We start from the raw sequence: 19,803 nt of genomic DNA on the forward strand, positions 1-19,803 counted from the left end.
CTGGCCTGCTGGTTTGGCTCCTGGCGAGGTGTCAGGGGTTGTCAGGGGTTGTCAGGGAATCTCGGTTAATCCCTGACATCCCTGACAACCCCTGACAGGCCGTCTGGTGGCGTATTGGCTGGTCAGGTGTTTGCCCTGACATCCCTGACGGTTACGTGGTCGCGTCCGTGTCCGTGGGGGTGCACACGGCCGGGTGGACACGGTAGGTAATGGCTTGGGGGCGGCCGCGCTGGCCGTTGGCGGGGGGCTGGTCGGTGCGGAGCCAGCCGTGCTGTTCGAGGAGATTGAGGGCGGGTTCGACGTCGGCGACCTTCTTGAAGCGGCGGCTGCTGGCGACGGCGTCGTGGGCCTTGATGTGGGTGCGGTGGGTGCCGTCCTTCTTCGGTCGCTGGAGCCACTGGAGGAGGGCGTGGGCGTCGTCGGTGGCGGGGTCGGCGGCGATGAGGTCGAAGACGGCGAGGGTGTGGGCGGTGTAGTACTCGGCGATCGCGGCGGCGCGGTCGACGGTGGCGGCCTCGACGGGGGCGCGCCAGTCGTCGGCGACGTGGTCGGCGAGGTGGAGCAGGACGGCGATGCGGGCGATGTGACCGACGAGCTTGCCGGCCCAGTCCTTGATGTGGGCGAGCGGTTCGTCCGGGCGGAGCTGGACCTCGAACTTCTCCTGGAGCTTCTCGACGGCGAGGTCTGCGGCCTCGGTCATCGTCACGGTGACCGGCTCGTCCAGGGCGGTGAGGGCGTGCAGGAGCGCGGTGAGGCGGACGTCGTAGGTGGTGGCGGCCGGCGCGGGGACGGGGGTGGTGCGGATCTTGCGGTAGCCGAGGTTGGAGGGCGGCAGGGAGTACAGGAATCGGGCGAGCAGGCCGCGGTCCCGGGCGCCGGGGGCGGAGCCGAGCTCCTGCAGGACGGCGGGCTGCGGGGTGACGCCGATGGTGAGGGCGGGCTTGTCGACGGTGGGCTGTTCGCGGGTGATCCGGTCGGCCTGGAGGCGCTCGCCCTTGTGGGCCTGGAGGAACACTCCGAGGTTGGGCTTGCTGCTGTAGCGGCCGACGATGCTGTCGAACAGGTCGCCCTCGGGGGAGAGCGCGGCCAGGCAGCGGTGCACGCCGAGCTGGTGAGTGACGGTCTCGGGGGTGATGTCCCCGGACAGGGTCAGCCGCGGGCTCGGCGGCACCACGATCTCGTCGGCGAGCATCCGGGCGGCGGAGATCTCGGCGACCAGGTGCGCGCGGTCGAGGTCGGGGTTCTTGCGGGCCTTGGCCATGAGCGCCTCGACCTCGGCCAGCGCGGTCTCCTTGGCGGTCTCGGCCTCGATGATTGCCATCTTGGCCCCGGCCTTCAGCTCGTCCTCGACCCGGTAGACCGGGCCGGTCATGAACGCGAACACGTCGGACTTGCGGCTGGCCGGGGGCATCGCGCACACCAGGTAGAGGTTCGACTGCTCGCGCCACCCGGGCCGGATCTCCACCCCAACCCGGCCGCCGGCGGCCGTGGACAGCGCGGCCAGGGCCATGGTGGCGGCCATGTCGGGTGGGGTCTGGGTGAACTCCGCCACCGCCTCCACGTACCCGCTCACCCATCCCGGCAGAGCGTGGACGGGGAAGGTGGGCAGGGCGCCGTGCGAGCCGAGCGGGACGGGGTCCAGCCAGGTCTCGCCGGAGGCGAGGTCGGCGAGCGCGGCGAGCGCGGCGGTGCGCACGTCGTCCAGGTCGGCCTGGCCGTCGCTGGCCATGTGGGCCAGGCGGCTGGTGGCGGTGTTGATGCGGCGGCGCTCGGCGGCCACACGGACGATCTCGGCGTAGTAGTCGCCGTTCGCCGCCGTCGGGGTGGCCTCGACGCAGGTGTGCAGGTAGCCGGGCCCGCCGACCCGGCCCAGGTCGCCCTGCGCGCGCAGGACGCCGGTCAGGAGCAGCGGGTCCACCGGCCGGCCGCCGTCGGCCATGCGGGTGATGGTGCGCCAGATCGTCTCGTGCGCCGGGTGGTAGAACACGCCCGGGTCGCCGATCTGGGCGGCGAGCACGGGGATCTGGGCGGGGTCGAGCAGGGCGGCGCCGATGACGGCCTGTTCGGCGGCCTTGACCTCGGCGGGTTCGGGCCGGAACGGGATCACGTTCGGGTGGGCGTACTCGGTGCTCAAGGTGGCTCCTTTCGTGCGGAGCGGGGCGGCCCGCACCCGGGGCGAGGGGTGCAGGCTGCCGAGGGGCGAGGGTCAGAACAGGGCGTCCGGCTCGGCCACCTGGGCGCTCGCCTGCTGGTTCTTGCGGGCGGTGGTGCGGGTGGCGTCGTGGCAGGGCGGGCACCAGGCGGCCAAGCGCTGCTTGGGCAGGGCGGCGGCTTGGTGCGGCGGGAGGAGGAGGCCGGCCGGGTCGGTGGGGGCGGCGATGAGGTGGATGGTGCCGCCGCCGTGGCGGTGGGCGTATCCGCCGTGGATGTGGGGGCAGCGGCCGCCGTCCTTGGCGTGGTTCTTGCCGCAGGTGCCGCGGCACTGGCAGCGGCCTGCGGCGGCGTTCATGACGGCCTGCCACAGGCCACCGTCACCGAGCGGCGGGACGCGGTTCACACGGCCACCTCCCCGGGTGCGGTGTCGGTGAGGGGGAGTCCGTATTCGCCGGAGGACGTCGACTTGCGGACCAGGGCGCCCTTTTTGGTGAGTCGGGAGCAGGTGTTCTCGACGGTCTTGCGGGTGACGCTGGTCATGTCGGTGATCTGGTCGAGGTGGAGGAAGCCGATTTCCAGGCCGATCGGGTCGCGGCGCTCCTCCAGGACGGCGAGGATCTTCTCTTCGGCGGTGGGTTCCTTGGCCAGGAACGGGGCGGCGGAGGCGGGCATCCACGCCCGGCCGGTGCCGCCGTCCTCGTCGTCGTCGGTGGCCGCGGGGCCGACGGGGGTGGTGGCGATGGCGTCTCGGTCTTCCCAGCCGGGGAAGTCGTGGGGGACGGCGACGTTGTCGGGGTCCCAGAGGCCGGCGGCGGAGGAGAGGAGCCAGGCGCGCATCATCTCGGCGCGGTCGTCGGGGCCGGCGACGTAGCCGACGCCGAAGGTGCGGCGGGGGTCGTCCTCGGGGACGGTGGGGTCGTAGATGAGGCTGTCGGTGCCGCTCTTCCAGTAGGCGGGGATCTGGGAGGGGTCGATGCCGTTGAAGGCGGGGGGCAGGTCGACGCGGCTCTTCTGCGCGCTGTCGGAGCGCAGGAGGACCAGGGCCCCGCCGTAGAACACGTTGTCGCGGATGCTGGTGTCAGAGCCCATCTGGTCGAGGTTGAGGATCTGTCCGCACAGCACGACGGGCATGCCCAGCGAGCGGCCCTGGGAGGCGAGGATGGCGATGATCCACGCAGCTTCGGCTCGGTAGGGGCTCTTGTCGCCGAGGAGCTGGGCCATCTCGTCCAGGATGGTGACGACGTACGGGCGTTCGGGCGTGGGCGTGAAGTTCTTGGCCCGCAGTTCCTGGCTCTCGGCGACCCGGTGGCGGAAGACCGCGTAGGCCAGGCGCAGGGCGCCCATGGCGCCGTCGGGCCCGCAGCCGGCGTAGGCGGCCATGTCCTCGACGTCCGGGTTGCTGGAGCCCTTGGGGTCGGCGTAGATGATCGCCACCCCGTTGACGTGGTAGCTCAGGCCCAGGATCAGCAGGACGCCGCCCTTGCCGGATCCGGTGACGCCGGCCACCAGGACGTGGCGGGCGCCGAGGTCGGCGTCGTAGAGCTGGATACGGGAGGGCTTGCCGGACACGCCGGTGCCGAGCTGCACGAACCCGTTGGCGTTGGCGAGCAGGGTCTTGGGTCCGGGCAGGGGGCGGCCGTCCTCCAGCGGGGAGCGGTCCATCATGCGGAACACGGCCTTGCGGGGGTCGTCGGTGCGCTCGACGGAGACCAGCAGCGGCGTGGTGCGCAGGGCACCGGCGATGGTGTAGAGGTCGGGCATGGTGAGGGCGTCGGTGTCCTCGTCCGCGCAGATCCACGCGGCGACGCCGCCGGTGGCCGGGTCCGGGACGGTGCCCTCCAGGTGGGTGCCGGGCATGCAGCCGCCCTTGCGGGCGACCCGTTGGAGCCACAGGGTCTCCAGGGCGCCGTACTGCGGCTGGTCGACGGTGGGGGCGACCAGGTGGACCAGGATGTGCCGGGAGCTGGTGTGCGGGCCGTCCGTGATGCTGATCTGGGCGGCGGGGATGCGGTAGACGCCGGAGACGGTGTCGGCGGTGACGGTGACCGGCCGGCCCGGGGCGGCCTCGATGATGCCCTCCCACGCCTCGGGTCCGTGGCCGGTGAGGGTGAGGTGCTGGCCGGGGTGGGCGCCGGACTCGTCGGAGATGTAGACGTGCCAGCGCATCAGCACCTGGTTGACCGGGGCGTCCTCGGCGGGGGCGGGCGGTTCGGCCGGGGCGGCGGGCCGGGGCCGGCTGCTGCCGAGGACGCGGCGCAGGGAGAAGCCGACGAAGCCCACGCTGCCCCACCAGGCGAGGGAGACCAGGCCGGACAGGGACGGCAGGTTCATCCACCCGGCGAGCAGGGCGTCAATGCCGGGCATGCCCTGGAGCGTGGCGGTCGCGGCGGCGGTCGCGGTCGCGACGGTGGAGACGAAGAACGGCCGGCGGTGGGCGCGCAGGATGTCACCGCCCGGGACGGCGTCCAGCACCCGGTCGGACAGCAGGCCGGTGAAGGTGGCGCCGGCGACCAGGGCGGGGGCCGCGAGGAACGTGCTCACCGTGGTGGCGGCCTGCGGGTCGAGGAACGGCATCACGGCGGCGGTCACCAGCGGGGCGGCGACCTCGGCGACGGCGAACGCCTTCTCGGTCGAGAGGTTCACCGCGGCCGGGGCGGTCCGGGCGGCCTGGGCGGTCCGGGTGGTTTCGGGGATGGTCATCGCTGCTACTCCTGGGTGTACCAAGGGCGGTCGGCCATGGGGACGCGGGAGGAATCGGCGGCCTGCTGGATGCCGCCGTGGTCGCCTTGGGCCTGCGTCTCGGTGGCGGCGGCGGACCTGGAGGTCTCCTCGGTCGCGGTCGCGTAGGCGATCGCGGCATGGACGAGGCCTCGCATGATCCGGGTGACCTCGTGGGTCTCGGCCACGGTGGCGGTGTCGACCTTGAGGGCGATGATCTGCTCAGCGATCCGGTTGGTGTCGTTGGCTTCCTTGTTCTGCGCGGCGGCCAGGGCCTTGTAGGCGGCGGTGTCGCGCCGCACCTCGCGGGCCAGCTGCCGCACCTGGCGGACCAGTTCCCGGTAGGTCAGTCCTGTGGCCATGTCAGGTCCCCTGCCTGTCCTGGTAGAAGTAGCGCTCGGCCGGAGCGGTGAGCGGGCTGTCGACGACCGCCTTGTAGATGCCGCCGTGGCGCACCTCCGCGTTGGCGGCCAGCACGCGGACGGCCTCCGCCCCGCGGGCAGCGTTCTTCTCGGCCTCCTCGGCCTTGAGGCGCAGGTCCTTGGCGCGCTCGGCGAGCCGCCGCAACTGGTTGACCAGGGCGACACCGCCCTTGACGGCCTTAGCGTCCTCGGCGAGTTTCTGTGCGCGGGCGGCGTGCGCGACGGCGTGGGCCCTGGCGGTCTTGCTGTCCTCGGCGATCTGCGCCAGCACCCCCGCCTTCTCCTCCATACGCCGCTCGAACTGCCGCAACGTGCGCACCTCGCCGCGGCTCATGGTGTGCTGCCGCGTGTCGGCGCCCGTACCGGAAGTGAACGCGATGCCCTTCTCACCGACGGCCACGTCCCTCACCGGAACCGCGGACGGCTTGGCCTGGGCCTGGGGCGGGACGGTCGGGCGGGGAGGAGCGGCCGGCCGGGCGGGCCCCGCGGCGGGAGCGGTGCGGGCGGGTGGCTTCTTCGTCAGGTCGGCGGTGGATCCGCTCGCGGGAGTCATCGGCGGGGCGGCCAGGGGCCCCGGGCGGGTCTTCGGGGTGGTCATCGTCGTCCTCTCTGCCGTGTCCTCGGCTTTCGTGCCGCCCGGCTTCCCGGCGTCCGCCGTCTTCGTGACGGGCGTGGCCTTCGTGCCGTCCACCGCGGCGGCGGGTGCCTGCGGGGTGGCCGGGCGTGGTGCGGTCTTCGGTGCTTCGCCGCGCGCCTTGTCCTCGAAGGCCTTCGCTCCGGCGAACTTGGTGTCCAGGCCCTTCGCCCCGGCGGGCGCCGCCAGGCTGCCCGGCTTCGCTGCGGGCCCGGAGGCACCCGGCGTCTTCGGCTCGGGCGCCTTGCCTCCCGCACCGCGCTTGGCGTCCGCGCTGTCCGGGTCGGCACTGCCGGCTTTCGGGGAACCGTCCGGCTTCGCGCCGCCGGCCTTGCCGGGCGGGGCATCCGAGCCGGGTGTTTCCGGCGCCTTCGCGGCGTCGGCCTTGCCGGGCGGGCCGTCCGGGGCGGGTGTCTTCGGCGCCTTCGAGCCGCCGGTCCCGGGCGGGGTGTCCGGCTTCGAGCCCCCCGCACCCGCACCCCTGCCCCCGGCGCCGGTGTCCTTCGACGCGGGCGTCTTCACGGTCTTCACGTCGCGGTGGTGCTTGTCGTCGCTGCTGGTCCGGACCCCGGTGTCGCTCTTGGCGGCCTTGGTGTCGGAGGTCTTGGCGTCCGTGCTGTCCCGGGTGTCCTTGCCGGTCTTCGATACGGCGGCGGTGTCGGCCTTCGTGTTCTTCGTGTCAGCCGTCTTGGCGTCGGTGGCATCGGTCTTGCGGACGTCGCGGTTCGCGTTCGTCCTGGCGTCCGTGGCGTCGGCTTTCTTGACGTCCCGGTGGTCTTGGTGCTGGTGCTGGCTGGTCTTGTTGTTCAGGTCGGCGAGCTTGGCGTCGCGGTTGGAGCGGTGCTGAGCGCTGGTCTCGTGCTTGGCCTGCCGGTCCGCATTGTTGGTGTTGGTGGTGTTGGTGGAGTTCCCGGCGACCCGGGTCTCCTTGACGTCGTGGTTGCGCTTGATGCTGGTCGTGGTGCCGGTGCGGCGCAGTCGCTCGGCGAGGGCCCGCACCAGGGCGGCGAGCGTGCCGTCGCGCCGGTCGTCACGCCCGGAGCCGTCGCCGACAGTGCCGGTGCCCGGACCGCCGCTGCCGTCCGGGGCGGCGGGGGTCTGGGCCAGGCTAGCGGTGGTGCCGATCGGGGTGGCGGGGCGGCGGGCCGGCTGGACCGGGGCGAGGATCTGCGCGAGCGCGCTCGGCGGCGCGGCCGGAGCGGGAGCCGGATCCGGTGAGGCCCCTGCCGGAGAAGCCGGGGCGGGGGCCTGCGCCGGGGGTGCGGGCGGGTGAGGCGGCACGGGCGGGATACCGGGGGTGGCGGGTGTGGCCATCACGAATTCCTCACTGTGGGTAACCTCCCACCCACCCCCCACCCGGCCTGAAAGTGCCCTCCCAAGCCACTGAGCGGGTGGAGGGAGACGTTTTCCCGGGTGGGGGGTGGGTGGGGGGAGGTCACGGAATGTTACGGACGGGCGAACTTCCGCTTCATCCAGCCGACGGCCACCGCAGTGCCGGTGACGCCGAGGACGACCAGGCCAACACCGGAATTCGAGCCGCCCTCGTCCCCGGAGGCGACCGAGCGGGAGGTGTTCACCATCCCCGGCGCGTCGACGGCCGGGTAGGCCTTGCCGCAGTCGGCGATCGCGTTGTACGCGCCGCCGGCCTTGGCGACACACGCCTGGACGGCCTCACGGCGGGCTCGCTGCGCGTCGGTCTCCTGCTCGCCGGCCTTGGCCAGATCGGCCGCCTGGCGCTGGCGCTCCAGGTCGAGCCGGGAGGCGTCCAGGGCGATCTGGGCCTTGCGCACCTCGGCGTCCACCTCGGCGGAGGAGTAGACCGAATAGGCCACCATCCCGGCGGCGGCCAGGACGACCACGCCAGCGCCGATCCCGGCCCTGGCACGGGCGGACAGACGGGCGTTCGGGGCGTAAGCGCCGTGCAGCGGCGGGGACTTCCACGACGGCACCGACGTGATGTCGTACGCCGGGTCGTTGTAGACCGAATCACGGTCGGACATGACGATGCTCTCCTCTGATCGGGTGGAGTGACGGGCGGTCAGGCGGAGGCGATGAGGGCCGCAGCGGCCTCGAACGCGTGGTGCCAGGCCTGGTCGAGCAGGTAGCCGGCCTGGGGGTCACGCTGGAGCCAGTTGCCCCCGCCGGTGGCGTGGGCAAGGCGAACGATCCCTCGGGGCTCGGACTCGCGCCAGTGACCGCCCTGCCGGTCGGCGAAGTAGTGGCTGGCGGCCGACAGGGTCAGAGCGGCGGCCACCGGGACGGGCCGCAGCCGCACCCCCAGCACCCGCGCACCGGCCACCAGCACGGCGCCCTGGACGGCGGTGTAGGTGGCGACGTGGGCGGCGCAGGCCCGGCGCCCGGCCGTGTCGGCCTGGCCCTTGGCGGTGGCCTGGTGGTCGGTCTGGATCCAGTGGTCCGCCACGTCCGCCGCCGCCCTGAGCAGGGCATAGACGGCGGCGAACCTGGCGGCGCGGGTGGTGGTCATCGGGGCTCTCCGTTCTCTCGGGCGGCCGGGGCGACGGCGTCGCCGGTGACGGTGCGCTCGACGACGGGCTTGCCGAGGTCCCGGTGCACGAGGGTCACCGGGCTGCCGGTCTTGCGGAGCCGGTCGGCCAGGGCCATGGCTACGGTGGCGGCGCGGTGGCGGCCTCCCGCACAGCCGACCGCGATCGTCAGCGGCGCCCCGCCCGGCCCGGCGTCGAACGCGTCGGCCACCAGGGCGGCGGTGCTGATCAGTTCCCGGATTCCCGGCGTGCCGAGCACCGCCCGGCGCACCGGCAGGTCGTGGGCGGTCTGGTAGCGCAGGCCGGGACTGATGTGCGGGTCACGGAAGTGCCGGCGCAGGTCCAGCACGAAGTTCGCGTCGGCGGGCGGGTCGCCGTGCAGGTAGCCGAAGCTGATCACGCTGATCTCGGTCACGGACATGACAGTGATCTCCTGTCGAGGGTGGCAGCGGAGCAGGTCAGGGGACGTGGGGATCAGATCTCGTCGCAGCGGACCTGGTAGCAGTCGGTGCAGATCGGGATGATCCACTCCTCGTCGTTGATCTCCCGCGCGAACGGGTCGGCGACGTTCTCGACATCCGGCGTGCTCTCGCCGCAGAAGTAGCAGTGCTTCACGGCGGACTCCTCGCCGGTGTCGGGCAGGCTGTAGAAGCCGACCAACTCGACCGGGACGCCGTGGTGGACGCCGTGGGCGGACAGCCACCGGGTGGTGTCGAGCTCGCCGTGGTCGGTGGTGGCGGGGTCCAGGTCCAGGGCCTCGCGCCACTGCTCGAACGCGGTCAGGCCGCTGTGCAGCGACAGCTTCACGCCCCACGCGCCGAACGCGATGTCGGTGCCGGAGGAGAGGAACTGCCACAGCTGGGGCGTGGTCTCGGGCAGATCGGTGTGGGCGGTGAGGATGGCCATCAGGGCGCCGGCCGCGTCGATCTGGCTGGTTGCCCGGGTGGTGGCGGTGGTCATGGCGGGGTCTCCTTCATGGAGCGCGGGGCGGGTGAGGGTGGCTTTCTGGCTCACTGGCTGTCGGGCTGCGGCCGGTCCGTGCGCTCGGCTTCGACGGCGGCGCGCAGGCGTACGGCGTAGTCGTTGCGGCAGCCGAGCAGCTCGCGGACCTTGCGGGTCGACAGTTCCTCGCCCCGGGCGGCGAGGTCGGCGGTCAGGACCCTGACGCGGGCGAGATGGGCCGGGTCGAGCGGGCGTTCCCCGGCGAGCGGGGAAGCGTTCCCACCCCCGCCATCCGAGGCGCTGTTCGCGGGGGGCTCCGGATTTGCTACGGATACGTCCGGCCCTTTACGGAAAAGGGATTCCCGGTCCTTGGCGGCATCCGGGGTCGCGTTCCGCAGCGCCTCGGGAACGGTGTCCAGGTAGACGCTGTCGAAGGGCCCGCCGGGCAGCGGGAGGGTGAGGGCGGGGAACGGGTCGTCGGGCATTCCCGGCCACAGATCGGCCGGCGCGGGAAGCGCACTCAGTTCCGCGACGCGGGCACGGGCGTTGAGCCGGCGCGCCAGCAGATCGGCGGTGAGGCCGGGCACCGTGATGCCGTGGACGTACTCCCAGGCGATGCGCCAGGCCTCGTCCGCCGGCAGGGTGCCGTAGGCGGCGGCGGACATCAGCCGGTCGGCGACCTTCCGGACCTCCGGGTGGTGCTCGGCCCGCTGCCTGGCGTGCTCGGCCCGCTCCTTGGCGGTCTTCTTGTCCGCCGTGGTCGGGCCCCGGCCGCCGTGGGTCTGAAGATCGGTCAGCCAGACGGCTCCGACGCTGGACAGGGCCAGCACGAAGGCCACCCAGTGGTGGTGCGGGTACTGCTGCCAGCCGTGGGCGAAGTTGATGCCGCCCGCCACGATGCCGGCCGCCCACGCGCCGAGGCGGTAGGTGTGGGTGGAGCGCTCGCCCTCGGCCTGGGCGCCCATGGCGACCAGGGCCCACGCTCCGCCCTCCAGCATCGCGGCCAGCAGCACCGCGAGCAGCAGGTACACCTTCGCGTGGTCGAGCGCGGCGACCTGGGAGACCACGGCCGGCACGATCGAGCACGCCTGAACCAGGCGCACGAACGCGCGGGCGGGGTTCGCCGTGACCCAGCCGGTCACACGACCGAGGCGTTCGGCCCGCTCGGCACGGGCGCGGGCCCGGTCAGCCTCGCGGCGGAGCCGGGCGGCCTCGGCATCCAGCCGGGCCTGCTCACGCTCCTCGCGCCGGTCCTCCCGATCGGCGGCCCGGTCGGCGACCTTGTCGGCCCGCCGCTCAGCGCGGAACTCACTCAGCCCGCTCACGCCGCCACCCGCTCGACACTCGCCATCCGGACGATGACGGCCGGGCGCCGCAGCGGCACCGGCGCCATCGCCAGCAGCCGCTCCGCGTAGGCGGCCAGCTCCGGGTCCTCCCGACGCAGGTCCGTCAGGACGTCGGCGGCGGCGTCCATCCGGGCGGCGCGCTCCAACTCGTTCTCACCGGACACTCCGGTGAACAGCTTCGTGAACTCCGAGTCCACGCCGAGCGCCAACTCGGCGAACTCGTCCTCCGTCAGGGCCGTCTGGCCTGCAACAATCGACCTCACGGGTCTACCTCTTCTCGGTTGGGGGGTGTGGGCCCGGGGCCGCCGCGCGTTCCTTGGCCGGAGCGCGGCGGCCTGTCTTGTTGGGCCCAGGCCACTCGAACGTCACGAGTAGCCACGACCCCCGGCACCAGCCGCGCAGTCACGGATGCGCGGGGTGTCGAGGGCCGTGGTCACTGGTGGAGCTGGGTGGTTGGTCTCGTTTGGACGCGGGCCGGGCTCGCTCCGGGGAGATCCCTCCCGGAGGTCGTCGCCGGCGAAATGTCGGCCGCGTCGGTCTTTTGAGTCGGCTGCGTGTCCCATGTACGACCCGCCGTCTTAAGGGCGGACCGAGGTGTCAGGGCGTGCGCCCCTTCTCTGCCGACTGGTCTCCACTCACCCCGACCGGCGTGGCCACGGAAGGACTGCGGTGGTGGATCACTCTCTTGAGTTGTCGATGGTGCGTTTGTGCAGCTCAGAGCAGCCCAAAGAAGGCCCCTCTGTGTCGCCCCTGTCTCACTCGGTGCGACACTCACAACATAGAGAACCTGCTTAGGCAGGTCAAGAGAGTTGGGTTTCTCGCGTCAGTTGGGCACCTGCCCTAGCATTGGCGTATGGCCCTGGACCCGGATGACTCTCGCCCCCCGTATCAGCAGGTCAGCAGCCGTCTGCGGGCCTCGATCCTGACGAAGCAGCCCGGCTTCGAGACTGGTGACAAACTTCCGTCTGGCCCTGAGCTGGCCAAGCACTTCGGCGTGGCGCGCGGGACCGTCGACAAGGCGCTCGACCTGCTCCGGGCCGAGGGACTGATCGTGACCCGCCAGGGAAGCGGTTCGTTCGTCCGGGAGCGCACGTCCCGACCGGTCGGCCTCCGGCCGCATCTCGAAGCGGCCTTCGAGCAGCAGCAGGTCACGCTCGACTTCGCCGGCTTCTCCAGCGAGACGCTGCACAACGCGCTTCAGGAGCCGCTGGACAAGGTCCGCTCCGGCCGACTGACCCCCGAGTCCGTCACGGTGCGGCTGCTGCTGCCGGACACCACGGAGCCGATGGCCGTTCCCGTACTGGTCGACGGGCTCAAGGATGAGGTCGCGCTCCGCGAGCGCGCGCGGAACATCGCGCTGACGAACGCCGGCGGCATCGCCCATTCGGTGGAGGTTCTGGCCGAGCTCGGGCTCGTCCAGTCGGCGAACGTCCAGGTCAAGGTGCACCGGGCATCGAGCCTGTTCAAGCTCTACATCTTGAACCGCTCGGAAGCGTTCTTCGGCTTCTATCCGCTGCGCGAGCGGACCATCAACGTAGACGACACGGCCCACACCTTCTACGACGTGACCGGCAAGGACACCACGTTGTTCCACCACGCCGCCGGGCCGGACGATGCCTCGCTCGGGTCGCAGTACGTGCAGCAAGCCCAGCTGTGGTTCGACAGCGTGTGGTCCACCATCGCCTACGAGCGGCAGCCGTGAGCGCGGCCCAGCAGCTCGCGGAGGTGCTCCGCCCGGTGAAGCACGTCCTGCTCGACTTCGACGGCCCGGTGTGCTCGGTGTTCGCCGGCCTGTCCGCCCCTGAGGTGGCACGGCGTCTCCGCGAGGGCCTGCTCGCTGCCGGCGAGCAGGCCCCGGCTGCGGGCGAGGCCGAGAGTGATCCGCTCGCGTTGCTGCGTCTTATCGCCGACGCCAGGCCTGAGCTCGCGGCCAGCGCCGATGCGGCGCTGGCCGCGCTGGAGACAGAGGCCGTCCGGATCGGCAAGCCGAACCCTGGTGGGGAATCGGTTCTGCTGGCCTGCGCGCGCTCCGGCCGATCCGTGTCGGTGGTGAGCAACAACGCCGGCGCGGCGATCGAGGCATACCTGACGGACCACGGGCTGAGCGGCTACGTGACCGGCGTCTTTGGGCGCGTTCCTGGGGACCCATCGTCCATGAAGCCGAACCCGCGTCTCCTCGTGGACGCCATGGAAGCCGTGGGCGCCGAGCCGGCGGAGTGCGTGTTCATCGGCGACGCGGCCCGGGACGTGCAGGCTGGTGACGCTGCGGGCGTGCCAACGATCGGCTACGCGAACAAGCCCGGGAAGGATGCCAAGTTGGCCGCCGCCGGTGCGGTGGTCATCGTGGATTCAATGCAGCACATTGCGGACGCGCTGTCCTGATCAAGAGTCAGGCTGGTCAGCGGAGGGGTGTTTCCCCCTTCGCTGACCAGCCTGACTGGCGTTATCGGACGTCAACGCTGGTCGACCCCGATAGGGGCTGGATGGGCCAAAGGCGGCCTTGAGGCCTGCGCGTCAAGGCGCCCCTGGCGGTGGATCAGCCCTTCGGCGGGTACGGGTCGTTCCCCGGAGATATGGTTCGCTGGTCACGGATCACGCCGTTCGTGCCGTGGATCCGCAGCTCGCCACCGCCATCCCGCCCGAGGATCTCCCTGCCCCGGGCGACAACAGCTGCCTGGGTGTCGGCGACGGCACTGGCCCGGCTGTTCTCGGGCCGAGCGAACTGCCACCTGCCGTCGGGTCGCTGGGTAACGTCTCCCGACTTCGGCTTTCCTGCCACCTTTGCTCCGTTTCCAGAGGCGTGGCCCAACCGACACCTTCGATCCCTTGGTGGATGACCACGAGGGAGGTACGGTCCTAGGGCGCGACCAACGCACTAGGCCCCACGGCTCGGCGGGCACGACTCAGTGTCGACCCCGAGTAGTGGGGCCTGCTCACTTTGAGCAGTCCCAAGTAGAGCAGGGCGGGCTGACACTCGCAAACACCTTCGGCTCCAAGATGTTGTGCACAGGTGAGGATGCAACCACTAGATGTGGTGTCCACAGGGTGTGACCTGGCTAATCCACAGCACGGGGAGCTCTGTCCACAGCGTGATCCACAGCCCCCTGTGGATGCGGAGTGTCACGGCTCCTGGAGACCGAGGCCTGGCCTGAACGCAAAAAGGCCCGGGTCGGGCAGCCGAAGCTGCCCGACCCGGGCCCTGGAACATGCGCGGAACGCTGGGTACGATCGCGCGGTCGGATTGGTGCTCCGCCGCAGGTGGAAGGGCCCCTGAGGGGGAGTGCCTTAATGTTCTTGAAAACTGTCGTGGCGTGACCCGTCACCGTGGGTTCGAATCCCACGCTCTCCGCTGGTAGGAGAAACCGCCTGCTCAGGGCGGGTGTTGGCCCCAGGCCGACACCCGCCCTTCGCGTTTTCCACCGGGGTGGAGGCGGTGGGCCGACCGTGGGCCGGGGGTGGTGGGTTCACCTGAACGGGGGGTTTGGGGTGGGGGCGTCCTTGTGGGTGCGGCGAGGGGGCGTGTGCCGGGGGTAAGGGGCGGACTGCCCTGGGAGTGGGCCCGGCGAGGAGACACGGATGGCCTGGTACCCCGGCGCTGAGAAGATGGAGCTTCAGCCCGAGTCGGACGCGCAGCCGGCGATCGTGCCGACGCAGGTGATCTTTCACAGCATGGCGGCGCCCTGGACGCCGCGCCGCATCTACGAGTACTGGCGGGACTCGACCAACCTGGAGTCGCACTTCGGGGTCGGCTACGACGGCGGCATCGCCCAGTACATCGGCACCCAGACCCGGGCCGACGCCAACATGGCCGCGAACCACCGGCCGGACGGCACCGGCGCGGTGAGCATCGAGTCGGCCAGCAACGACCAGCACACCGATCCGTGGACGGCCGCGCAGATCGGGACGTTCATCGCGGTCGGGGTCTGGCTGCACCAGCGGCACGGCATCCCGCTGCGGGTCTGCCGCACCGCCGACGACCCCGGTTACGGCTTTCACCGGCTCTTCCCGGAGTGGTCGGACGGTGGCACCGCCTGCCCCGGCGACGCCCGGGTGCAGCAGTTCCACGGTCTCGTCCTGCCGGGCATCGTGGCCGGCGCGGGCGGTGCTCCGCCGCCCCCGTCCCGGTCGACGCCGGGGCCGGCCCGTTACCGGGTGACCATCAACGGCCTGGAGTACGGGTACGGCGCGCACGGCCCGCAGGTCCGGCAGGTGGGCGACGCGCTGGTGGCGTCCGGGCACGGCTCGCACTACACGGCCGGTCCGGACGAGGACTGGCGGGACGCCGACACCCTCAACTACCAGGACTACCAGCTCAGTCTGGGCTACGCGGGGGCCGCCGCGGACGGCGTGCCGGGCGAGGATTCGCTGCGCCGGCTGCTCGGCACGCTGCCCTCGCCCCGGCGCGTCTCGGTGGCGCACATCGTCGCGGCCGCCCGGACCGACCCCGGCGCCGAACAGGGCCACCGGACGTACGGACCCGAGGTGCGGATCGTCGAACAGGCGCTGGCCGACGAGGGGTACCTGGAGCAGCGCTGGGTGGACGGCTCGCTCGGCACCAGGACGGTGCAGGCGTACGCGGCCTTCCAGCGCAGTCTCGGCTACTCGGGCGCGGACGCGAACGGGATCCCCGGTCAACGCAGCCTCCAAGTGCTCGGCCGGCGGCGCGGGTTCGACGTCACGGACTGAGGCGGCATGGACCGAGGTGGTGAGGACGGCGGCCCGGCCGTGGGTGCTGGTGCTTGACCATGACACGGTGTGAGGGTCTGCACTGGGAGCCATCATGTTCAACATCGGAGACTTCGCCAAGCACGGCCGGGTGTCGGTCCGCATGCTGCGCCACTACGACGCGATCGGCCTGCTGCGTCCGGCCCGGGTCGACCGGGCCAGCGGCTACCGCTTCTACGAGGCCGCCCAACTCGCCCGGCTCAACCGGGTGATCGCGCTCAAGGACCTCGGCTTCACGCTGCAGCAGGTGCGGGACGTCCTGGACGAGCGGGTGGACGCGGCCGAGCTGCGCGGGATGCTGCGGCTGCGGCGGGCCGAACTCGCCGCGGCGATGGCGGCGGACGCCCAGCGGCTGACCCGGGTCGAGGCGAGGCTCCGGACGATCGAGAGCGAGGGAACCATGTCCGCGCACGATGTCGTGGTGAAGCGGGTGCCGTCGGTGCGGGTGGCCGAACTGACGGCGGTCGCCGCGAGCTATGAGCCGGAGGACGTCGGACCGGTGATCGGCCCGCTGTTCACGGAGCTCTGCCGGCGGATGGCGGAGGCCGGGGTGGAGGGGGCCGGCCCGGCGGTGGCCCGCTACGAGGACGCCCCGGACGGGGACGGCGCGGGGCTGGTCCGGGCGGCGGTCCCGGTCGGCGCGGCCCCGGCACCCGCCGGGGAGTGCGGCTTCGAGGTGGTCGACCTGCCGGTGATCGAGGAGGCGGCGACCATCGTGCACCGCGGTTCGATGGACGACAGCATGGGCTCCGTCCAGGCGCTGGCCCGCTTCGTCGACGAGAACGGCTACCGCTCCGCCGGATACGCCCGGGAGCTGTACCTGGAGTGCCCGGACGACCAGGCGGCGTGGGTGACGGAGTTCCAGGAGCCGGTAAGCCGCCCGTAGGACAGTGCCCCGGGGCGCGTACCCGCTCCGGCCGGCCGGGGTCCAGGCCGGCCCTGCTCGGGGCCCCGGGGGCCGCACCGCCGGTCCGGCTCTGAAACGTCCGAGCGGCGCACTTGCCCGACCACCGGTCGGCGGGCAGAGTGCGGACAGAGCGGGAAGCACGCGGGAAGAGCGCGTGCCGCGCGTGCGGCGGTGGCGCGACCGGGCGGCGATCGGAGACGGCGATGAGTGATCTGACGGACCGGCTGGCGCAGGGGCTCCCGCCCGGCGCCCTGGCGGTGGACCCGGATGTGATGGCCGCCTACAGCCATGACATGGCGGGCTTCTGTGTGGCCGGAACCCCCGCCGTGGTGGCCTTCCCGGAGACGGTCGAGCAGGTGCGGCACATCCTGCGGACCGCCACCGAACTGCGTGTCCCCGTGGTGCCGCAGGGTGCCCGCACCGGGCTCTCCGGCGCGGCCAACGCCGTGGACGGCTGCATCGTGCTGTCGATGGTGAAGATGAACCGGATCCTGGAGATCGACCCGGTCAACCGGATCGCGGTGGTCGAACCGGGCGTGGTGAACGCCGAACTCTCCCGGGCGGCATCCGAGTTGGGGCTGTCCTACCCGCCGGACCCGTCCAGCTGGGAGACCTGCACCATCGGCGGCAACATCGGGACCGGCGCGGGCGGGCTCTGCTGCGTCAAGTACGGCGTCACCGGCGAGTATGTGCTCGGGCTGGACGTGGTGCTGGCGGACGGGCGGCTGCTGTCCACCGGCCGTCGTACCGCCAAGGGGGTCGCGGGCTACGACCTGACCCGGTTGCTGGTCGGCTCGGAGGGCACGCTGGGTGTGGTGGTTAGGGCGGTGGTCGCCCTGCGGCCCGCGCCGGCACCGCAGTTGGCGCTGGCGGCGGAGTTCCCGAGCGCGGACACGGCGGGTGCGGCGGTCTGCGAGGTGATGGCGCGCGGCCTCACCCCGTCGCTGATGGAGCTGATGGACGCGGTCACCGTGCGGGCCGTCAACGAGCTGGGGCAGATGGGGCTGCCGGAGTCGACCCAGGCGCTGCTGCTGGTGGCCTTCGACGGGCCGGACCAGGTGGCCGAGCTGGCGGCGGTGGGGGAGATCTGCCGGGCGGCAGGCGCGACCGAGGTGGTGCCGGCCGACGACCAGGCGGAGTCCGAGCTGCTGCTGGAGGCCCGGCGGCTGGCGCTGCCCGCGCTGGACCGGCTGGGCACCACGATGATCGACGACGTGGCGGTGCCCCGTTCCCGGCTGGCCGAGATGCTGAACGGCGTCGCCGCGATCGCCGAGCGGCACGCGCTGACGATCGGCGTGGTGAGTCACGCCGGGGACGGCAACACCCATCCGATCGTCATCTTCGACGGCGCCGATCCCGAGGAGTCGGCGCGGGCGCAGCGGTCCTTCGACGAGATCATGGCGCTGGGGCTGGAGCTGGGCGGCACGATCACCGGGGAGCACGGGGTGGGGCTGCTCAAGCGGGACTGGCTGGCGCGTGAGCTGGGGCCGGTGGCGCTGGAACTGCAGCGGCAGTTGAAGGCGGTCTTCGATCCGCTGGGGATTCTCAACCCGGGTAAGGCGGTCTGATTTTCACCTCTCCCCATTTCCTTCTCTCTTCTGTCTGTGATGCCTCCAGTAATACTTTGGGATGGTCGCAGAATGGCTTGACATGTCGACATGGAAGGTCGACCGCACCCGTGTGCGGCGGGTGAATCGACGCCCGGTGTCCAGGCGCTGCGCCGGTTCACCCGGAAGGAGGCTACCGTCCGGGCAAAGACCCAGGTGAGCGGCGCTGTATCGATGCGTTGTCCAGAGGGTGCGCCCGTTATTCATCAGAGGTTGGGATATCACGCAAACGGGCGAAAATTCCGGCTTGAGGTGGTGCTTTGTCGATTTGTTGCGGAAGTCTGTTCCTCGACGTCGCAGCCCGCAGGAGTTCGTCTGGGCGACGAACTCCGACACAACGCACGAAGTACAGCTTTTGGGAGGCTCTCAATGGCTCGCATCCGCGATGACGGTTCCAACGGTGGCCAGAACACCACCGTCGTCTTCGCTCCGGTCTCCAACCGAATCCACTGATCCGAGCGAGGTCACGTCCGGCGGGGGCGCCGGACGTGGGCGGCCACAGGTGAGCTGAGCACCCGTGGCCGGGCTCGCAGCGGAGAAGCGGAGAAGCGAAGAAGACCGGAGCAGGATTCCAACCAGGGCCCGACGCGGAGTAACTCGACCAGAGGACTCGACGGAGAGCCCGCCGCACAGAAGTCGGAGAAGACAACTCGGACCAGGGAAGACCAGGGAACTCGACGCGCGGCTGTCACCGCGCGGAACCGGGTAGCGGAAAGGGTCACCGCGACCGGCCTGGTGGGCGGTGCCGATCATCGGCACCGCCCACCAGCACGTCCGGGGCCGCCTGTCGCCAAGAACCCGGGCGCACGGGCGCACGGGCAACGGGGCGCACAGGGCGCACAGCGAGGGCCCGCGCCCGAGCGGTCAGCCCACGGCGGTACGGTTGCGCTCCGACAGCGCACCCCGCGCCCGGGCCCCGACGGCCCGGCCGGCCGGGGCTGCGACCGAGGCGACCGGAGGGAAGGCACGATGGCAGCGGAGGAGGAGGGCCTGACCGGCCCGGGCGAGACCAGGCCCGCAGCCGGGGCGAACCCGGGAACCGACCCGGGGTCCGCGCCCCGGTCCGAGACCAGGCCCGAGCCCAGGTCCGTACCCGAGCTGCTGCTCGGCCGTCCGCCGATGGCCCGCCCGTTGCCGTCCTTCGACGCGGAGGCGGCCCCGGCGGAGCCCGGCCCGCTGTTCGTCGACTGGCTCGCCACCGCTCTCGCGGCCGGTGTGCTCGACCCGCAGGTGGTCACGCTCTCCACGGTCGACGCCGACGGCCTGCCGGACGCCCGGGTGCTGGTCCTGCGGGACGTCGACGCCTCCGGCACCGGCTGGGTCTTCTCGGCCGCCGCCGACAGTCCGAAGGGCCGCCAGCTCGCCGACCACCCGGCCGCCGCGCTCACCCTGTACTGGCCGCCGCTGGGCCGTCAGATCCGGGTCCGCGGCACCGTCGAGCGGGCCGCCGACCAGGTCGCCGCGGCCGAGTTCGCCACCCGCTCGCCCGCCGCCCGGGTCGGGGCGCTGGTCGGCCGACAGAGCGAGCCGCTGGCCTCCCCGGCCGAGTACGACGAGGCGGTCGCGGTCGCCCGCCGCCGGCTGGAGGCCACCCCGGACACCGTCGCGGCCGGCCACGCCGTCTACACGCTCTGGGCGCACGAAGTGGAGTTCTGGCAGGGCGACAACGACCGCCGTCACGTCCGGCTGCGCTACACGCGGACCGGCCCGGTCCGCACCCCGGAGTGGTCGCGGACCCTGCTCTGGCCTTAGGGACCGTATCGGGTTGTGATCAAAGGGCAGTCTGGGTGAGGTCTTTGATCCAGATCATCGAGGCGCGGAGGTGGAGGCCGGCGAGGTAGCTC

Annotated in this window: 18 protein-coding genes; 6 read left to right on the forward strand and 12 right to left on the reverse strand. The window is 72.0% G+C overall.

Going from position 1 to position 19,803, the window contains the following annotated elements; all coding sequences use genetic code 11:
• Window positions 1–151 precede the first annotated feature (151 nt).
• The 11 genes from ACIO5D_RS21690 to ACIO5D_RS21740 form a co-directional block, all read right to left on the reverse strand.
• On the reverse strand, window positions 152–2,134 hold the full coding sequence (locus ACIO5D_RS21690) for a DUF3987 domain-containing protein (RefSeq protein ID WP_400797047.1): 1,983 nt from the start codon (window positions 2,132–2,134) through the stop codon (window positions 152–154).
• Window positions 2,135–2,206: 72 nt separating this feature from the next.
• Window positions 2,207–2,557, reverse strand: a complete 351-nt coding sequence (locus ACIO5D_RS21695; protein WP_400797049.1) for a hypothetical protein — start codon at window positions 2,555–2,557, stop codon at window positions 2,207–2,209.
• Window positions 2,554–4,854, reverse strand: coding sequence for a type IV secretory system conjugative DNA transfer family protein (locus ACIO5D_RS21700; RefSeq protein WP_400797052.1), 2,301 nt, complete (start codon window positions 4,852–4,854; stop codon window positions 2,554–2,556). The genes ACIO5D_RS21695 and ACIO5D_RS21700 overlap by 4 nt, the downstream gene beginning before the upstream one ends.
• A 5-nt stretch (window positions 4,855–4,859) precedes the next feature.
• Window positions 4,860–5,234, reverse strand: coding sequence for a hypothetical protein (locus ACIO5D_RS21705; protein ID WP_400797055.1), 375 nt, complete (start codon window positions 5,232–5,234; stop codon window positions 4,860–4,862).
• A 1-nt stretch (window position 5,235) separates the two neighbouring features.
• Window positions 5,236–7,242 (reverse strand): hypothetical protein, encoded by a 2,007-nt coding sequence (locus ACIO5D_RS21710; protein ID WP_400797058.1) that lies wholly within the window; start codon window positions 7,240–7,242, stop codon window positions 5,236–5,238.
• Between the two features lie 131 nt (window positions 7,243–7,373).
• Window positions 7,374–7,928 (reverse strand): hypothetical protein, encoded by a 555-nt coding sequence (locus ACIO5D_RS21715; protein ID WP_400797061.1) that lies wholly within the window; start codon window positions 7,926–7,928, stop codon window positions 7,374–7,376.
• A 38-nt stretch (window positions 7,929–7,966) separates the two neighbouring features.
• Window positions 7,967–8,413 carry a hypothetical protein gene (locus ACIO5D_RS21720; protein WP_400797064.1) on the reverse strand — a complete coding sequence of 149 codons (447 nt, stop codon included), beginning with the start codon at window positions 8,411–8,413 and terminating at the stop codon, window positions 7,967–7,969.
• Window positions 8,410–8,853: an ATPase gene (locus tag ACIO5D_RS21725; protein WP_400797066.1), complete on the reverse strand. Its 444-nt coding sequence runs from the start codon at window positions 8,851–8,853 to the stop codon at window positions 8,410–8,412. Before ACIO5D_RS21725 ends, ACIO5D_RS21720 begins: the two co-directional genes overlap by 4 nt.
• 53 nt (window positions 8,854–8,906) lie before the next feature.
• The gene (locus tag ACIO5D_RS21730; protein ID WP_400797069.1) at window positions 8,907–9,392 is read right to left on the reverse strand and encodes a hypothetical protein; all 486 of its coding nucleotides are present in this window, start codon (window positions 9,390–9,392) and stop codon (window positions 8,907–8,909) included.
• A 50-nt stretch (window positions 9,393–9,442) separates the two neighbouring features.
• Window positions 9,443–10,699 carry a hypothetical protein gene (locus ACIO5D_RS21735; protein ID WP_400797072.1) on the reverse strand — a complete coding sequence of 419 codons (1,257 nt, stop codon included), beginning with the start codon at window positions 10,697–10,699 and terminating at the stop codon, window positions 9,443–9,445.
• Window positions 10,696–10,983 (reverse strand): hypothetical protein, encoded by a 288-nt coding sequence (locus tag ACIO5D_RS21740; RefSeq protein ID WP_400797075.1) that lies wholly within the window; start codon window positions 10,981–10,983, stop codon window positions 10,696–10,698. The genes ACIO5D_RS21735 and ACIO5D_RS21740 overlap by 4 nt, the downstream gene beginning before the upstream one ends.
• 590 nt (window positions 10,984–11,573) lie before the next feature.
• Here ACIO5D_RS21740 and ACIO5D_RS21745 point away from each other — a divergent pair.
• The gene (locus ACIO5D_RS21745) at window positions 11,574–12,422 is read left to right on the forward strand and encodes a GntR family transcriptional regulator (protein ID WP_400797078.1); all 849 of its coding nucleotides are present in this window, start codon (window positions 11,574–11,576) and stop codon (window positions 12,420–12,422) included.
• Window positions 12,419–13,102, forward strand: a complete 684-nt coding sequence (locus tag ACIO5D_RS21750) for an HAD family hydrolase (RefSeq protein WP_400797082.1) — start codon at window positions 12,419–12,421, stop codon at window positions 13,100–13,102. Before ACIO5D_RS21745 ends, ACIO5D_RS21750 begins: the two co-directional genes overlap by 4 nt.
• Window positions 13,103–13,256: 154 nt before the next feature.
• On the opposite strand, the gene ACIO5D_RS21755 is transcribed toward ACIO5D_RS21750, so the two are convergent.
• A complete protein-coding gene (locus ACIO5D_RS21755; protein WP_400797085.1) occupies window positions 13,257–13,499 on the reverse strand; it encodes a DUF2188 domain-containing protein in 243 nt (80 codons plus the stop codon).
• 797 nt (window positions 13,500–14,296) lie between these two features.
• Here ACIO5D_RS21755 and ACIO5D_RS21760 point away from each other — a divergent pair.
• From ACIO5D_RS21760 to ACIO5D_RS21775, 4 genes are all read left to right on the forward strand, one after another.
• The gene (locus tag ACIO5D_RS21760) at window positions 14,297–15,406 is read left to right on the forward strand and encodes a peptidoglycan-binding protein (protein WP_400761605.1); all 1,110 of its coding nucleotides are present in this window, start codon (window positions 14,297–14,299) and stop codon (window positions 15,404–15,406) included.
• Between the two features lie 94 nt (window positions 15,407–15,500).
• A complete protein-coding gene (locus tag ACIO5D_RS21765) occupies window positions 15,501–16,331 on the forward strand; it encodes a MerR family transcriptional regulator (protein WP_400797087.1) in 831 nt (276 codons plus the stop codon).
• A gap of 224 nt (window positions 16,332–16,555) precedes the next feature.
• Window positions 16,556–17,920 carry an FAD-binding oxidoreductase gene (locus ACIO5D_RS21770; protein ID WP_400658405.1) on the forward strand — a complete coding sequence of 455 codons (1,365 nt, stop codon included), beginning with the start codon at window positions 16,556–16,558 and terminating at the stop codon, window positions 17,918–17,920.
• 1,008 nt (window positions 17,921–18,928) lie between these two features.
• Window positions 18,929–19,711 (forward strand): pyridoxal 5'-phosphate synthase, encoded by a 783-nt coding sequence (locus tag ACIO5D_RS21775; RefSeq protein WP_363603895.1) that lies wholly within the window; start codon window positions 18,929–18,931, stop codon window positions 19,709–19,711.
• Window positions 19,712–19,803 lie beyond the last annotated feature (92 nt).

Source organism: Kitasatospora sp. NPDC087315 (assembly GCF_044744345.1).
Classification (GTDB): domain Bacteria; phylum Actinomycetota; class Actinomycetes; order Streptomycetales; family Streptomycetaceae; genus Kitasatospora.

What these genes read in the sequence shown, in the direction of transcription:
- ACIO5D_RS21700 (WP_400797052.1), bottom strand. Translation starts at nt 4,854, where the DNA reads ATGACCATCCCCGAAACCACCCGGACCGCCCAGGCCGCCCGGACCGCC.
- ACIO5D_RS21705 (WP_400797055.1), bottom strand. Translation starts at nt 5,234, where the DNA reads ATGGCCACAGGACTGACCTACCGGGAACTGGTCCGCCAGGTGCGGCAG.
- ACIO5D_RS21710 (WP_400797058.1), bottom strand. Translation starts at nt 7,242, where the DNA reads ATGGCCACACCCGCCACCCCCGGTATCCCGCCCGTGCCGCCTCACCCG.
- ACIO5D_RS21715 (WP_400797061.1), bottom strand. Translation starts at nt 7,928, where the DNA reads ATGTCCGACCGTGATTCGGTCTACAACGACCCGGCGTACGACATCACG.
- ACIO5D_RS21720 (WP_400797064.1), bottom strand. Translation starts at nt 8,413, where the DNA reads ATGACCACCACCCGCGCCGCCAGGTTCGCCGCCGTCTATGCCCTGCTC.
- ACIO5D_RS21725 (WP_400797066.1), bottom strand. Translation starts at nt 8,853, where the DNA reads ATGTCCGTGACCGAGATCAGCGTGATCAGCTTCGGCTACCTGCACGGC.
- ACIO5D_RS21730 (WP_400797069.1), bottom strand. Translation starts at nt 9,392, where the DNA reads ATGACCACCGCCACCACCCGGGCAACCAGCCAGATCGACGCGGCCGGC.
- ACIO5D_RS21745 (WP_400797078.1), top strand. Translation starts at nt 11,574, where the DNA reads ATGGCCCTGGACCCGGATGACTCTCGCCCCCCGTATCAGCAGGTCAGC.
- ACIO5D_RS21760 (WP_400761605.1), top strand. Translation starts at nt 14,297, where the DNA reads ATGGCCTGGTACCCCGGCGCTGAGAAGATGGAGCTTCAGCCCGAGTCG.
- ACIO5D_RS21765 (WP_400797087.1), top strand. Translation starts at nt 15,501, where the DNA reads ATGTTCAACATCGGAGACTTCGCCAAGCACGGCCGGGTGTCGGTCCGC.
- ACIO5D_RS21770 (WP_400658405.1), top strand. Translation starts at nt 16,556, where the DNA reads ATGAGTGATCTGACGGACCGGCTGGCGCAGGGGCTCCCGCCCGGCGCC.
- ACIO5D_RS21775 (WP_363603895.1), top strand. Translation starts at nt 18,929, where the DNA reads ATGGCAGCGGAGGAGGAGGGCCTGACCGGCCCGGGCGAGACCAGGCCC.